Annotated in this window: 13 protein-coding genes (1 of these 13 running past the window's edge); 1 reads left to right on the forward strand and 12 read right to left on the reverse strand. The window is 60.7% G+C overall.

Annotation, left to right across the window (positions count from 1 at the left end):
- Nucleotides 1–1,698, forward strand: the 3' portion of a protein-coding gene (locus AS026_RS27945) for a M23 family metallopeptidase (protein ID WP_018860468.1). The gene continues 243 nt to the left of window position 1, outside the view; 1,698 of the gene's 1,941 nt are visible here — the last part of the coding sequence; its start codon lies beyond the left edge, outside the window; it ends in the stop codon at nucleotides 1,696–1,698.
- A gap of 55 nt (nucleotides 1,699–1,753) precedes the next feature.
- Here the strand turns inward: AS026_RS27945 and clpB are convergent, their stop codons facing one another.
- From clpB to AS026_RS28005, 12 genes are all read right to left on the reverse strand, one after another.
- On the reverse strand, nucleotides 1,754–4,357 hold the full coding sequence (clpB, locus tag AS026_RS27950) for an ATP-dependent chaperone ClpB (RefSeq protein ID WP_025661666.1): 2,604 nt from the start codon (nucleotides 4,355–4,357) through the stop codon (nucleotides 1,754–1,756).
- Nucleotides 4,358–4,608: 251 nt separating this feature from the next.
- Nucleotides 4,609–4,947 carry a DUF1214 domain-containing protein gene (locus AS026_RS43730; protein WP_245307661.1) on the reverse strand — a complete coding sequence of 113 codons (339 nt, stop codon included), beginning with the start codon at nucleotides 4,945–4,947 and terminating at the stop codon, nucleotides 4,609–4,611.
- Between the two features lie 2 nt (nucleotides 4,948–4,949).
- A complete protein-coding gene (locus tag AS026_RS43735) occupies nucleotides 4,950–5,318 on the reverse strand; it encodes a hypothetical protein (RefSeq protein WP_245307663.1) in 369 nt (122 codons plus the stop codon).
- Nucleotides 5,281–5,568 (reverse strand): hypothetical protein, encoded by a 288-nt coding sequence (locus AS026_RS43740; RefSeq protein WP_062373509.1) that lies wholly within the window; start codon nucleotides 5,566–5,568, stop codon nucleotides 5,281–5,283. Before AS026_RS43740 ends, AS026_RS43735 begins: the two co-directional genes overlap by 38 nt.
- 186 nt (nucleotides 5,569–5,754) lie before the next feature.
- Nucleotides 5,755–7,410 (reverse strand): arylsulfatase, encoded by a 1,656-nt coding sequence (locus AS026_RS27970; RefSeq protein ID WP_018857873.1) that lies wholly within the window; start codon nucleotides 7,408–7,410, stop codon nucleotides 5,755–5,757.
- 218 nt (nucleotides 7,411–7,628) lie between these two features.
- A complete protein-coding gene (locus tag AS026_RS27975) occupies nucleotides 7,629–8,405 on the reverse strand; it encodes a DUF4167 domain-containing protein (RefSeq protein WP_062373511.1) in 777 nt (258 codons plus the stop codon).
- 344 nt (nucleotides 8,406–8,749) lie between these two features.
- A complete protein-coding gene (gene prmC / locus AS026_RS27980) occupies nucleotides 8,750–9,631 on the reverse strand; it encodes a peptide chain release factor N(5)-glutamine methyltransferase (RefSeq protein ID WP_025661664.1) in 882 nt (293 codons plus the stop codon).
- Nucleotides 9,628–10,707 (reverse strand): peptide chain release factor 1, encoded by a 1,080-nt coding sequence (gene prfA, locus AS026_RS27985; RefSeq protein WP_018857870.1) that lies wholly within the window; start codon nucleotides 10,705–10,707, stop codon nucleotides 9,628–9,630. Before prfA ends, prmC begins: the two co-directional genes overlap by 4 nt.
- A gap of 28 nt (nucleotides 10,708–10,735) precedes the next feature.
- Nucleotides 10,736–13,003: a phosphoenolpyruvate--protein phosphotransferase gene (gene ptsP, locus AS026_RS27990; protein WP_018857869.1), complete on the reverse strand. Its 2,268-nt coding sequence runs from the start codon at nucleotides 13,001–13,003 to the stop codon at nucleotides 10,736–10,738.
- Nucleotides 13,004–13,093: 90 nt separating this feature from the next.
- A complete protein-coding gene (locus AS026_RS27995; RefSeq protein ID WP_018857868.1) occupies nucleotides 13,094–14,368 on the reverse strand; it encodes an aspartate kinase in 1,275 nt (424 codons plus the stop codon).
- 317 nt (nucleotides 14,369–14,685) lie between these two features.
- Nucleotides 14,686–15,117, reverse strand: coding sequence for a MarR family winged helix-turn-helix transcriptional regulator (locus tag AS026_RS28000; protein WP_062373514.1), 432 nt, complete (start codon nucleotides 15,115–15,117; stop codon nucleotides 14,686–14,688).
- 19 nt (nucleotides 15,118–15,136) lie between these two features.
- Nucleotides 15,137–15,583 carry a MarR family winged helix-turn-helix transcriptional regulator gene (locus AS026_RS28005; RefSeq protein WP_167354918.1) on the reverse strand — a complete coding sequence of 149 codons (447 nt, stop codon included), beginning with the start codon at nucleotides 15,581–15,583 and terminating at the stop codon, nucleotides 15,137–15,139.
- Nucleotides 15,584–15,666 lie beyond the last annotated feature (83 nt).

A 15,666-nucleotide genomic window follows, 5' to 3' on the forward strand; every position in this document is an offset into this window, starting at 1 on the left:
GATGTAACGCGCGGCAGCCGTTTGATTGCAGCCGCGATTGCCGCCAAGCCGTCGGACCGCAAGATCATGGAAGTCTCGACCGTCGTGCACGAGGGCGACAAGGAGGTCGTCCGCCGGCAGCCCTTCGCGCGTGTGAAGATGACGCTTGCCGCCAACCACGTCGCGACCGAGGACTATCCGAGCTTCAATCCGCTGACGATCTTCTCGGCGGACGAGCCGGACGCGCAGCCGACCGTTCGCACCGGGCAGATCTACGGTTCAGACGTGGAGTCCGAAGTCAGCCTGAAGACCGTGGCCTATCCCACGACGAGATCCGATCTCCAGGTGGCGCCCGGCATGACGCTCGACGAGATCGAGGAGAATGTGCGCTCCAACGGCTCAATCCTGACCGACGGCGCCGCCCAAGTGGCAGCACTCTACTATGTCGACCCACGCCGCTTCTCCAACGACGATAACGACGTTGACCTGACAGCCGGCCTGACGGCGCGCGTCCTCGAGCAGAACATGACGGTCTCCGCACCGGAATCGATCACGCCGCAGACCGAGGAATTCGCCGACGACATCATCCCGGTGCGCCAGTCGACCTCGATCATCAAGGCGATGACGGACTCGGGCTATCCCGAACTGCAGGCCAAGGGGCTGGCAGGCTACCTCTCACCGATGATCGGATCGGACGACCTCTCCAAGGGCGATGTGTTGCGCATCGGCATCCTGCAGAAAGGCGAACAAGCAAAGATCATCCGCGCCAGCATCTATCGCGGCACGCGCCATCTTGTCACCGTGGCGCTTGACGACCACGATCGGTTCGTGGCCGGCCGTGAACCACCTGAGATCGACGCAGTCACGACCGCCTTCGACGACAATTCGACATCGGTCCCGTCCAACCAGAATCTGCCACGCGTCTATGACGGCATTTATCGTGCCGCACTGTCCTACGGCATGACCAAGGACATGACCGCCCTGATCATCAAGCTGCTGGCAAGCAGCGTCGATTTCCAGGCGGAGCTGCGGCCGACCGACACGCTGGAAGCCTTCTTTTCCGTCGCCGATTCCAGCGGTCAGGCAACGGAGGATTCCGAGCTTCTCTATGTGAACGCGCGTTTCGGCGACACACAGACCCGCTTCTACCGCTTCCAGGATGCGGAAGATGGGTCGATCGACTACTTCGATCAGGACGGCAAGAGCATTCGGCAATTCCTGCTGCGCAATCCCGTTCCGAACGGCATCTTCAAGTCAGGCTTCGGCATGCGCCGGCACCCGATCCTGGGCTTTGCCCGCATGCATACGGGCGTCGATTGGGCGGCACCGCGCGGCACGGCGATTATCGCAGTCGGCAACGGAACGGTCGAGAAGGCCGGCTGGGATTCCGGCGGTTATGGCAACCAGACCATCGTCCGCCACGCCAACGGCTACGAATCCTCCTACAATCACCAGAGCGCCATCGCCAAGGGCGTCGTTCCCGGCTCCAAGGTACGTCAGGGCCAGGTAATCGGCTGGGTTGGAACGACCGGTGAATCCACCGGTCCGCATCTGCACTACGAGATGATCGTCAACGGCACCAAGGTCGATCCGCTGCGTGTGCGCCTGCCAGGCGGCAAGTCGTTGAAGGGTGAGGCGTTGGCAAAATTCGAGGACGAGCGACAGCGCATCGACACCCTCCTCGGCAACCAGCCGCCGCCACAAGTGGCAAGCAAGTAGCGTCCATCAAAAATGGCGGCCCGGGGCCGCCATTTTCTTTCCTGCTGTCGAGGCCTTAGGCCGCTTCGTTGACCGCGGAATTCCGCGTCCCGAACAGCAGCCGATCCGTACCGCCTGTGATCTTCACCGTCGAACCATCCGGAACCTGCCCGGAAAGGATCTGTTCGGCGAGCGGATCCTGCACGTATTTCTGGATCACCCGCTTCAGCGGCCGCGCACCATAGACCGGATCGTAACCCTTGTTGGCGAGCCAATTGCGGGCATCGTCATCGAGCTCGAGCGTGATCTTGCGTTCGGCAAGCAATGCCACCAGACGCTTCAACTGGATATCGACGATCGCGCCCATTTCCTCGCGCTTCAGGCGATGGAACAGGATGATCTCATCGATGCGGTTTAGGAACTCCGGCCGGAAGTGACCGCGCACGACGTCCAGCACCTGCTCGCGGATCTCATCTGTGTCATGACCGTCGGGTAGCTCTGTCAACATCGTAGCACCGAGGTTCGACGTCATGATGATCATCGTGTTGCGGAAATCGACTGTCCGGCCCTGACCGTCGGTCAGGCGACCGTCGTCGAGCACCTGTAGCAGCACGTTGAAGACGTCAGGATGCGCCTTTTCGATCTCGTCGAAAAGAACGACCTGATACGGCCGCCGGCGAACGGCTTCCGTCAGCGAACCACCTTCCTCATAGCCGACATAGCCGGGAGGCGCGCCTATCAGCCTGGCCACCGAGTGCTTCTCCATGTACTCCGACATATCCATGCGCACCATCGCCGTTTCGTCGTCGAAGAGGAAGCGGGCAAGCGCCTTGGTCAGCTCCGTCTTGCCGACGCCGGTCGGGCCGAGGAAGATGAACGAGCCGATCGGCCGGTTCGGATCCTGCAGGCCGGCGCGGGCGCGGCGCACCGCCCGCGACACGGCCTGAACCGCATCACCCTGGCCGATCACCGATTTCGCCAGCTCGTCTTCCATACGCAGAAGCTTGTCGCGTTCGCCTTCCAGCATCTTGTCGACAGGGATACCGGTCCAGCGGGAAACGACATGCGCGATGTTGTCGGGGATGACGACCTCCTGCACCATGGCGCTGCGATCGCTGTCCTGCTGTTCGGCCTCCGTGAGCTTCTTTTCCAGTTCCGGAATGACGCCGTAGGTCAACTCGCCGGCGCGCTGAAACTCACCCTTGCGCTGGGCGATCGCCAGATCGTTGCGGGCCTCATCCAGCTGCTTCTTCAGATCGGCAGCGAGGCCGAGCTTCTGCTTTTCCGCCTGCCAGCGGGCCGTCAGGGCGTCGGCTTCTTCCTCGAGGCCAGTCAACTCGGTTTCAAGCCGCGTCAGCCGGTCGGCAGACGCCGTATCGGTTTCCTTCTTCAGCGCTTCGCGCTCGATCTTCAGCTGCATGATGCGGCGATCGAGTTCGTCCAGCTCTTCAGGCTTGGAATCCACCTGCATGCGCAGCCGCGCAGCGGCTTCGTCCATCAGGTCGATCGCCTTGTCGGGCAGGAAGCGGTCGGTGATGTAGCGGTTGGAAAGCGTCGCAGCCGCAACCAGGGCCGAATCCGAGATACGGACCTTGTGATGCTGCTCGTACTTTTCCTTCAAGCCACGCAAGATCGAAATCGTGTCCTCGACCGTCGGCTCCTCAACCATGACAGGCTGGAAGCGGCGGGCAAGGGCCGGATCTTTCTCGACGTGCTTGCGGTATTCGTCGAGCGTCGTCGCACCGACGCAGTGCAACTCGCCACGCGCAAGCGCAGGCTTCAGGAGGTTGGAGGCGTCCATCGCCCCATCCGCCTTGCCGGCACCAACCAGCGTGTGCATTTCGTCGATGAAGAGAATGATCTCGCCGTTTTCGGCCTGCACCTCGTTAAGCACGGCTTTCAGCCGCTCCTCGAACTCGCCGCGATATTTCGCGCCGGCGATCAGCGCGCCCATGTCGAGCGCCATCAACTTCTTGTCCTTGAGTGATTCAGGCACGTCGCCATTGACGATACGCAGTGCCAGGCCTTCGACAATGGCGGTCTTGCCGACGCCAGGCTCGCCGATCAGCACGGGGTTGTTCTTGGTGCGGCGGGAGAGAACCTGGATCGTGCGGCGGATTTCGTCGTCACGGCCAATGACCGGATCGAGCTTGCCCTCGCGAGCTTCGCCGGTCAGATCGCGGGCATACTTCTTCAGCGAGTCGAAGCCTTGTTCGGCGTTCGAGCTGTCAGCGGTGCGGCCCTTGCGAATTTCATTGATGACTTGGTTGAGCGCCAGCGCGGTCACACCGGCATTCTTCAGCGTCGTCGACGTCGAAGCCGAAGACTCGATCGCCAATGCCTGCAGGAGGCGCTCGACCGTGACGAAGCTGTCGCCGGCCTTCTTCGCTGCCTCTTCGGCAGTGGAAAGCACCTTGGCAAGCGGCTGCGCGAGATAGATCTGCCCGTTGCCGCCGGATACCTTCGGCAGCTTGGCAAGTGCGGCATCGTTGGCAAGGCGCGCCGCTTTGGGATCACCGCCGGCGCGCTCGATCAGCGAGGCGGCCATGCCCTGGTCGTCGTCGAGCAGCACTTTCAGTACATGTTCGGGTGTGAACTGCTGGTGTCCCTGCGCAAGCGCATAGGTTTGGGCGGACTGAATAAAACCGCGCACCCGCTCGGAGTATTTTTCGATATTCATGCTGTACCTCCATGGATCGCCCTGCCCTCATAAGGCACAGGCCGATGACTGAGATTGAGCTCCCTTAAATGGCAAGCCCATTGTTCCGCCGCGGTTGGGAATTGCGGCTGACGAACCTGGGCTGGATATGGTGGAGGATTTCAAAAGTTTAAAGAGGCGATGACGTGAAAAACCCCGGCCTTTGCGACCGGGGGTTCTCATTTCATGTCTTGTCTCCGCCGGAGCCATGTCGGCTGCCGGCAGCCATCCAATCACCTGATTTCTTGGATGTCGTTGGGCTTCCAGGAGCGCTCAAAGGCCGGCTGCGTGGGTCCGTAGATGCGGATGTAGCTGAACCAGCCACGTCCGGACTGGGTTTTGATCCAACGGCCTTCGCCATCCTTCGGCGCCGTTGGACCAAAATAGAGGTCGACCGGCTTTGACGTGTCGATGTCCTTCAACTCAAAGAGCGAGCGGAGCGCCGCCTTGTCCTGATCCGTCTGCACGTCGGAGCGAGTCTGCGCGTCATAGAGCGTCACGGACCAGAACAGCTTGCCCGGGACGGCTGGGGAATCGTCAGCTTGTAGTTCTTGCTCCGTCCAGAAACGCACCGCTAGCGTCGCGAGCACCGAGCCAATAGAGCCGAGCCCGCGCCGGCCGAACGGTGGAACATTGCGGGCGACGTGACGATCGCCTGTGCGAACCAGCGATCATGTGCCTCCAGATCGACGCCCATCGGCGTCTCGAACTGGGCAGCGTTGGGAACCAGGCCGACCCACTCCCATTTGCGGTCCGGCCACGCAAAGCGGTCCGGCCGATCGCTATCGAACGCCGATACGAGAAGCTGCTCACGACCAACCTTCGCAGCTTTTTCGAGGATGGCTTTCGTACGGGCATCAGGTGCGAACGGCTTGCCCTTTCGATACCGAGCGTCGCAAGCAGCCCTACATCGGTGTGAATTTCTCGACGAGGGGTTCCTCATCGATCATCCGCTTCAATACCTCCCAGAACTGGATGCTGTCCTCCCACTTGAGAGAAGTGCTGTCCATTGCCTTCTCGGTGGTGTCGACGATCGCGATTGGCTTCGGCTTGCTGGCCGTACTCAGAGGGTAGACCTTGATGGCGTGCAGCGCCTTCAGCGCCTTGTCCTGGTCGCCACCGACCGGCAGAGCGCGCGCGGCAAGCAGAACTTTGTAGGTGGCCGACTTCCCGACATGGTAGCCCTTTGGCACCTTGCCCTTGTAGTCCGGCGGCAGGATGAGGTGCTTTCCACCCTTTCCGCCATCCGGCCGGGGAGATTATGGTCGTTGATCAGGCCGATATAGGCGCCCGGCGGCAACTCAACCACCATCGGACCGTCCCTCTTTGGTGAGGACAGCCCGCGCCGTTTGGCCGGCGCGGGCTGTCGCGGTGTTTGCCTATTGCGGGGCAAGCCGCTCGAGTTCATTCAACCGCTTCAGTGCCGCTTGCTGGCGAAGCAGTCCGTAGTTGATGCCGCTGGCATTGAGCGAGCTGCCTTCCTGATACGGGAACTGGTCGAAGTCTGAGAAGAAGTCCTTGATCTTCCCCTGGATCGGAACGAGCAGCCACATGTTCCTTGCAAGGAACTCGATCGCTCCGCCGCCGTCCTCCATGCCACGCTCGTAGGGGTCCATTCGCAGGTTGGCGATCATAGCCCATGCTGGGACTTCACGGGTGGCCGTGGCAATGTTGCCGTGGCTCGCGATGGCAAAGCTCAGCTTCCAGTCGTTCCAGCGAAGCGCATTGAGATTGCCGCCCTGATCGAAGTAGTAGACGACATCGCGCGGGCCGCTCTGAGCCTCACCCTTCAGGAAAGGCAAAAGATCATAGCCGTCCAGGTGAACCTTGAAATCCTTGGTCCCTGACTTGAACCCGGCCTTCATCTGCTCCTTGATGTCGGATATCCCGGCGGCGCTCGCGAATGTCGGCATCCAATCCATTAGCGTAACGATCTCATTCACCTCGGTCCCGGGTTTGACGACGCCCGGCCAGCGAACCATCATCGGAATGCGGAAGCCGCCCTCCCATGTCGTGCCCTTTTCACCGTGGAACGGCGTCTGGGCACCATCAGGCCACAAGGCAAGCTCGGCGCCGTTGTCGGTCGTGTAGAGAACGATAGTGTTGTCGGCGATGCCGAGCTGATCCAGCTGCTCGAGAAGCTGGCCGACGTGACCGTCGTGCTCCACCATACCGTCGGCATGAATGCCCTTGCCGGTTTTTCCAAGCGAGTCCGGCTTCAGATGGGTGAAGACGTGCATGCGGGTCGAGTTGAACCAGCAGAAGAACGGCTTGTCAGCTTTCGCTTGCCGATCGATGAAGTTCTTGGCGGCAGCCAGGAATTCCTCATCGACCGTCTCCATACGCTTCGTGTTGAGCGCACCGGTATCTTCGATCTTGCCGTCCGCAGTTGACTTGATCACGCCACGCGGACCGAACTGCCGGCGGAACGCCGGGTCCTTCGGGTAGAAGTAGCCTTCTGGCTCTTCCTCGGCGTTGAGGTGGTAGAGGTTGCCGAAGAACTCGTCGAAGCCATGCTTGGTCGGCAGGTGCTGGTCCTGGTCGCCGAGGTGGTTCTTGCCGAACTGGCCGGTCGCATAGCCCTGCGTCTTCAGCACGTCGGCAATCGTCGGCATCCAGTCCTGAATGCCGTGCGGATCGCCGGGCATGCCGATCGTCAAGAGGCCGGTGCGGAATGGTTCTTGCCCGAGAATGAAGGAGGCGCGGCCCGCAGTGCAGCTCTGCTGGCCATAGGAATCGGTGAAGATTGCGCCTTCCCTGGCGATGCGGTCGATATTGGGCGTGCGATAGCCCATCAGCCCCATCGTGTAGGCGCTGATCTGCGGTATGCCGATGTCATCGCCGAAGATGACAAGAATATTCGGCTTCTTGCCGGATGGTGCCGCCGCCGTCTGCGCCTGGGCTGCTGCGGAACTCACCATGCTGGCGACCGTGGCGGCCCCGGCGGCAAGGGCTGTTGACCCTATCAGCAGATTACGGCGCGTGAGGTTGCTGGCGTCGGAGGAGGATGATCGTACGCTGTCGTCGCTGGCCATTTCGCGTGTCTCCCGTCAAACGTGAACTTTTGGAATGTTGTCTGGTGATGAGATGCATCGGCGCGAACCAAAGAGGCATAGCCACAGCGTAGACGTAAGTACGTTACGGTAAATACACGACACTTTAACGGTCGGAGGCGAGACGGCGGCAGAAACGAAAAAGGCCGCTCCAAAGAGCGGCCTTTTATCCATTAGCTCGGATCGTTGAAGCGATCCGGTTATTCCGAAGCGGCATCCGCCAAAACAGGCGCATCGCCGGAACCTTCACCCTCGGCCGGAGCCTCGCCTTCCGCAGCGCGGCGCGGACGACGCGGACGGCTACCGGCAGCAGTGCGGCGACGCGGCTGACGCTCGCGCGGCTGGCCTGCAGCACTTTCCTCGTCCATCGAAACCTCTGCCGGAATACCTTCGATCTCCGGCTGCGGGCCGCTGCCATCGTTCACCTCGGGCTGCGGCGCTTCAGCTGCGACAGGGGCCGGCTGCTGTTCCTGGCGACGCGGCTGGCGGTCTTCGTTGCGGCGCGGCTGCTCGTCGTTGCGACGCTGCGACTGTTCTTCCGAACGGCGCTGCTGATGCTCGTGCTGGTGACGCGGTGGCTGGACGATGACAACATCGTCATTGTCGATGGCTTCGACATCGTCACCATCGCGCTCCGCACCTTCACTGAATTCGTTGCGGTCGTCGCGCTGGAAGCGCTCCTGCATCTGCGCCTGAGCGGCTGCAATGATGCGGTTATAGTGTTCGGCGTGCTGCAGGTAGTTTTCAGCGATAACGCGATCGCCCGAACTCTGCGCGTCGCGCGCAAGTTGTGCGTACTTTTCAGCGATATGCTGCGCGGTACCACGAATCTTAACGTCTGGGCCGGAGCTGTCGTAGGTCCGCGTCAACGGGTTGCCGCCCTTGCGGTTGAAATTGTTGTTATTGTTATTTCCGCCGCCGCCGCCGTTGTTATTGCCACGCCCGCGACCGCGCTTGTTCTGCTGTCCTGGCCTCATAGATCGTTCACCTGAATTCTCTGTTTGTTGTGGAGTTATGGCACCAACGGCCGTGGCCGGTTCACCGGCTCAGAGCCCTCGTGCCGCAAGCATACTGCGCCTTCGCGCCAACCTGCCGCTTGTTCTCAAGTCAGTTTGACTGATTCACGCATTGGGTCGTATTCAACCTTTGAAGCTCTCGTTTAAAAGAGCGGACCCCCGAGGCCGAGTTAGTTTCGAACGTCTCACCGTTCTGTCCTATCTCTCCAACGCGTGGGGTCAACCTATATTGCTTCCCGTGGAAATCCAAGCCTTTTCTTCGCAATGACACCAATGTCCTGTTCAATGCTTAAAGTCGTCGCGCATCACTTGAGCGCGAACACAAGCGCCCGGTCATTCTGGCCGTAATCCTTTACGGATTCCAGAAGCTTGAAGCCTTCAGCCTCGAAAACGTCTGTCACGTCGTTTCGCTGGTCGTAGCCGATCTCAAGTCCCACAACGCCGTTCGGCTTTATGAACCTTGCCGCATCCTTGGCGATGGTTCTGTAGGCGTCAAGCCCATCCCGGCCGCCATCCAGTGCGGCATGGGGGTCAAATTTCGTCACTTCGGGAGCGAGAGTGTGAACGACCTTAGAAGCGATATAGGGCGGATTTGAGACAATCGCGTGAAACGAGCCGTGGATATTCTGAAACCAACTGGATTGAATGGCTTCGAAGCGATCCTGCAATCCGTTTCTTTCCGCGTTTGATTTCGCCGTCTTCAATGCATCAGCCGATATATCGCTGCCGACGCCTGACGCTTCCGGACATTCGCTCAACAGAGCAAGGCATATCGCCCCGGTTCCGGTTCCTAGGTCCAGAATATGGATATGGCCCTCGGTATTTGCAAGGTCGCGCAGATAAGGAAGCATCGTATCGACGAGAATTTCCGTATCAGGCCGTGGCTCAAGGGTTTCCGCAGACAAAGACAGCGGCAGGCCATAGAATTCCCGTTCGCCGAGAATGCGGTGAACAGGCTCATGCGCCAGCCGGCGTTCGATGGCTTGCTCGATCATTGCCATCTGCTCTGTGCTGACGGTTTCGCCGCCACGCGTTACGATGGCGGTCGTCGAAAGTCCAAGCAGCCCTGCGACGAGCATACGGGCATCAGCCGAAGCACTGTCGACACCGGCTTCAGTGAAACGACGGCGAGCCTCGGCCAGCATTTGGGAAACCGTAGCCTCGGCCTGTTTCCCGCTCATGCTCATTGCTGCTCGCCGAGTTGCGCCAACTGGCTTGCCTGATAGTCGGCCATCAGCGCGTCGACCACCTCGTCGATCTCGCCGATCATCATCCGGTCGAGCTTGTAGAGTGTCAGATTGATCCGGTGGTCCGTCACCCGCCCCTGTGGGAAGTTGTAGGTGCGGATGCGTTCGGAGCGATCGCCGGAACCGACCTGGCTCTTGCGATCGGCGGAACGCTCGCTTTCGGCCCGTTGACGCTCGGCGTCGTAGAGACGCGAACGCAGAACCTGCATCGCCTTGGCGCGGTTCTGATGCTGCGATTTCTCGGAACTGGTGACGACGATGCCGGTCGGCAGATGGGTGATGCGCACCGCTGAGTCGGTGGTGTTGACGTGCTGGCCGCCAGCGCCGGATGAGCGCATCGTATCGATGCGGATGTCTTCTGGCCGGATCTCGATGTCGATTTCCTCCGCCTCCGGCAGAACCGCGACGGTCGCGGCCGAAGTGTGGATGCGACCGCCGGCTTCCGTTTCCGGCACGCGCTGGACACGGTGAACACCGGATTCAAACTTCAGCTTGGCAAATACGCCCTTGCCGGTGATGGTCGCGATGATTTCCTTGAAGCCGCCCGCCTCGCCTTCGCTCGACGACAGGACTTCGACCTTCCAGCCGTGGGCGGCTGCATAGCGCTCATACATCCGGAACAAATCACCAGCAAAGAGTGCGGCTTCCGAACCGCCGGTGCCAGCGCGGATTTCCAAAATAGCGCTCTTCTCGTCTGCTGCATCCTTCGGCAGCAGCAAGATCTGGATTTCCTGCTCCAGCGCCTCCAGCCGCTCCTTCACCTCGGGCAGCTCCAGTTCGGCCAGATCGCGCATCTCACGGTCCACCGACTTGTCGTTCAGCAGGGTTTCGAGGTCCGCAAGCTCGGCAATTGCCTTCTCGAAGGCGCGGATCTTCGTGACGACGGGCTGCAACTCGGAATATTCGGAGGCGAGCTTGACGTAGACGTCAGCCGAGGGGCCAGCCGACATGCGCGCTTCGATCTCGCCAAAACGGCGTTCCAGCTCGCGCATCTTTTCAACGGGAAGCTTCGCCACCCTTCACTCCGATTCTGCTTGTCTTGACCTAAAGAGGAATATTGTGAGCTTCCGCGAAGTGGGCAAGCACATCGCGGATCGAAGTCGCCGACTTGGTGTCGTCAAGCGCCTCGTTCATCACTTTCGCCAGCGTCTCAACCTCGAGACCGAGCAGCATCGCCTTGACCGGACCGATCGATGCCGGCGACATCGAGACCGAACGGAAGCCTATGCCGAGAAGCGCCATCGCCGAGATTGGCTTGCCGGCAAGCTCGCCGCACAAGGTCACGGGCGTGTTGTTGCGCTCGCCTGCCCGCACGATGTCGCGCAGGATCCTAAGGAACGGTTTGCCAAGCGGATCGAAGCGGTCGGACACGCGCGCATTGCCGCGATCGACCGCCATCGAAAACTGGAAGAGGTCATTCGACCCGACCGAGACGAAATCGACCGCCGACATCAGCTCGTCGAGCTGCCAAAGCAGCGCCGGCACCTCCAGCATCGCCCCGAACTGCAGCTTGCGCGGCAGGCCGTGGCCGAAGCGCGAAAGGTGCTGAACCTCCTTCTGCAGCAGTTCTCGCACGGCGGCGATCTCGGAAACCTCGGTTACCATTGGCACCATCAGCTTCAGCTCGATGCCGGCCGCCGCCTTCAGCATGGCGCGCAGCTGCGTGCGCAGCAGGCCCGGACGATCGAGCGAAAGGCGGATTGCCCGCCAGCCGAGCGCCGGATTTTCTTCCTCATGGCCGCGGAAATAGGGAACGACCTTGTCGCCGCCGATATCAAGCGTGCGGAATGTCACAACTCGTCCGGCCGCCTGCTTCAGCACATTGCGATAAAACAGCTCCTGCTCTTCCGCCTTCGGCATGTTGGAGGCGATCATGAACTGCAGCTCGGTGCGGAACAGGCCAATGCCTTCAGCACCCGAGTCCGAAAGCTGCGGCAAATCGACCAGCAGCCCGGCGTTCATCATCAACGATACGCGCTGGCCGTCCCTGGTGCGCGACTCGACCGAGCGCAGCGCCCGGAACTGCTCCTGGCGGCGGGCGCGGAACCGTACCTTTTCCTCGTAGGAGCGCTGATGCTCCGGCATGGGGCGAAGGTGCACATGCCCGCCATCGCCGTCGATGATGACGGCATCGCCGTTTTCGGCGAGCGCCACCACGCCAGCGGCCTGGCCGATCACAGGAATGCCCATGGCACGCGCGACGATCACCACATGGCTCGTCACCGCACCTTCTTCCAGCACGAGCCCGCGCACATTGGCACGCGGATAGTCCAACAACTCAGCCGCACCCATGGCACGCGCCAGGATGATGGCGTCGCTTGGGAAACCGTCCCCCGCTGTGCGGCCGGTATAGCCGGTCAACTGCCGCAGCAGGCGGTTCGCGAGATCTTCGAAATCGTGCATCCGTTCCCGCAGATAGGGATCGGTCATGCGGATCATGCGCGCCTTGGTGTCGCTCTGCACCTTCTCGACGGCGGCTTCCGCGGTCAAACCGTTACGGATTGCTTCCTCGAGCTTGCGCACCCAGCCCTGGTCATGGGCGAACATGCGATAGGTTTCGAGAACCTCGCGGTGCTCGCCCTCCATCGAAACGTCGCGCTGCGACAGAAGGTCATCGATCGAGATGCGGAGCGACCCGAGCGCCTCGCCCAGGCGGCGGATTTCCTTCTCGGAATCCTCATTCAAAAGGTTGGTGACGACGATACGCGGCTCATGCAGCACGACGTAGCCGAGGCCGATGCCTTCATTATAGGTGTCGCCGTCGATGGTCACCGAACGCGTCAGGTCGAGTTCGAGCCCGGGCTTGGTGATCTTCTTGAGTTCGCCGGTGGCGATCATCTCGGCAAGCACCATCGCGGTCGTCTCGAGCGCTTCGAGCTCTTCTTCGCGGTAGGTGCGGCTCGCCTTGTTCTGCACGACCAAAACGCCGAGCGAGCGGCCGGTGCGCAGGATCGGCACGCCGAGGAACGAGTGGTAGATCTCTTCGCCGGTCTCCGGCAGGTAGCGGAACGCCGGGTGCGATTGCGCGTCGGAGAGATTGAGAGGCTGCGCCGATGCCGCGATCGTACCGACCAGACCTTGTCCCATCTTGAGCTGGGACAGGTGGACCGCTTCCTTCTTCAGACCTTCGGTTGCATAGAGCTCGAGAACGCCGTCAGCGCGCAGCACATAGACGGAGCAAACCTCCGCCACCATGTTGCCTGCAATCTGGCGAACGATCCGATCGAGACGCTCCTGCGGCTCCAGCGGCTCCGCCATCAACTCGCGCAGCCGCTTGAGCAGCACGCGCGGACCGCCGGAAAGGTCTCTCATTGCGTCTCAAGCTCCAAAACAAACATCAAAGCCTCGCGGCCGACAGCCGCGTGACTTCACAACTTGAACGCGCGGCAGACTCGTTCAGAATCAGTTCTTATCGAGACCGTAGCAGGAATGCAAAGTCCTGACAGCGAGTTCCGCATAAGGACCATCAATCAGGATCGAAATTTTGATCTCAGAGGTGGTGATCGCCTTGATGTTGATGCCCTTGTCGGCCAGCGCCTTGAAAGCGGTGGCGGCAACGCCGGCGTGGCTGCGCATGCCGATACCGATGACCGACACTTTCACCAGGCCCGCTTCGTTCTGAACGACGTCGTACCCGATCTTTTCCTTGTTCTCGCCGAGAACCTTGATCGCCTTGTCGACATCACCCGAAGGAACCGTGAAGGTCATGTCGGTCTTCGAGCCGTCTTCCGAGATGTTCTGGACGATCATGTCGACATTGATGTGGCTTTCGGCCAGCGGTCCGAAGATCGCAGCGGAAACGCCCGGCCGGTCGGCAAGACGGCGAAGCGAGATCTGAGCCTCATCCTTGGCATAGGCGATGCCGGTGACTACTTCCTGTTCCACGATTTCATCCTCGTCACAAATCAGCGTTCCGGGCGGATTCAAGAAGTCACCCATGCCCGGAGCATCGGGATCTTCGAAAGAGGAGCGCACGAAGGTACGGACCTTGTGCACCATGGCAAGCTCGACGGAGCGAACCTGCAGAACCTTGGCGCCGAGCGACGCCATTTCGAGCATTTCCTCGAAGGCGATCTTCTTCAGGCGGCGTGCCTGCGGCACGATGCGCGGATCGGTCGTGTAGACGCCATCAACGTCGGTATAGATATCGCAGCGATCGGCCTTGACCGCAGCCGCGATCGCAACTGCCGACGTATCGGAGCCGCCGCGGCCGAGCGTCGCGATGCGGTTGTCGGGCCCGAGGCCCTGGAAGCCGGCGATGACGGCAACCTGCCCCTCACCCATACGCTTGATGATGTCGGAGCCATCGATATCGAGGATGCGGGCGGCGCCATGGGCGTTGTCGGTACGGATCGGAATCTGCCAACCCTGCCAAGAGCGGGCATTGATATCCATCGCCTGCAGCGCGATCGCGAGCAAGCCGGAGGTCACCTGCTCGCCCGATGCAACAACGGCATCATATTCGCGCGCATCGTAAAAAGGTGAATTGGCGCCGACGACCTTTGGCGTGCCTTGCACCCACCCGACCAGCTCGTTGGTCTTGCCGGACATGGCGGAGACGACCACCGCCACTTCGTGGCCGGCGTCGACTTCACGTTTCACATGGCGGGCAACGTTCTTGATGCGGTCCAGATCAGCGACGGACGTTCCGCCGAATTTCATTACGATGCGTGCCATATGCCTCTACCACGACCTAGCGCCGAGAGAGACCAAAGCCAGACCCGGCATCACGAACCCTGCATGGAGCCGCATGGCCGAAGAGCCCGGAATTGGGAGTTTCTGGAACCCTTCTAGAGCCTTGCACCCCAAGGGCCCAAGTTGCCGCGTCTCTTAGCGAGTTTGTGGGGGGGTGGCAAGGTGTGGAAAGGAGAATGCGACACCCTGGAACTGGCGGGTAAAAGTGGCAGCTGCCACCCCGGCTAGGCCTCCTCAGCCTCGAGGGCGTTGGGCAGCGGAGCAGAGGAGAGAAATCTGCCGGAGGTCTGAGACTCCCTTCAACGCTCGATTTCGTCCTGCAGCTTCCTGAGGATGTCAATCAGCTGCGGCGCCATCTCCCGGATTTCCGTCAGATGGATAGCAGTCAGGCGCTTCAACACACCCTCTGCCTTGTCGGTGAGCTCCAATGTCTGCCGGCGCTTGTCGTTCGGATCCGTGCGACGCGACACGTAGCCGGCTGTGACCAGACGTCCAACGAGCTCCGTTGCCGAATGGGGCGCGATCAGCAGCCGTTCAGCAAGCATTCCGATCGTCATCGAGTCTTCGCCGCGATGGCCCTTGATCGACAGCAATGCCTGATGCTGTTGCGTTGGGAGCCCCTCCTCTTGTGCCGCGGACGTGCTGAAATCCATGAAGCGGCGCAAGGTGTAGCGCAGATTGGACAAGGCCTCATAGTCGGCGTCGGTCAGTCGTTCTCCGGGTGTCCTCAATGCAGATCCCTCGTGGCCATCATTGCATCCATGCGGCGACTTCCATTCTTCGATGATCCTGGAGCACGCGCAACGAAAGCATGAGTTCGGGAGCCATCTCCCGGATCTCGTAAAGATGCGCAGGCGTCAGCCGTCGCAATATCTCTTCCGCCTTGTCTGTCAACCGCACAATAGTCCGGCGCCTCTGCTTCACTTCGATAGTGACATAGCCACGTCCCTCAAGCGAGCGCGTAAGTTCGGCTGCAGATGCAGCCGGGACGAAGAGTCGCGCCGCCAAGGTTGAAACGCTCATCTGTTCTCCGCTTCCCAGTCCCTTGATCGCGAGTAGTGCCTGATGCTGTTGCGGCGATAGACCGAGCTTCTCCGCCGCCTTGGTGCTGCGCTGGCGAAATTTTCGAATTCTGTACCTCAGGTTGGCCAACGCGGCATAATCAACATCCGATAAGCTGCCGTTTTTGCCCGACACCATTTCTGCCTCCAGATCTGCTTGTTGATTTATATCGTATCACGATATATTTTCAACGTCGAACAGAAGCGTTTCAACGGGAT

It is taken from the genome of Rhizobium altiplani (assembly GCF_001542405.1).
Classification (GTDB): domain Bacteria; phylum Pseudomonadota; class Alphaproteobacteria; order Rhizobiales; family Rhizobiaceae; genus Rhizobium; species Rhizobium altiplani.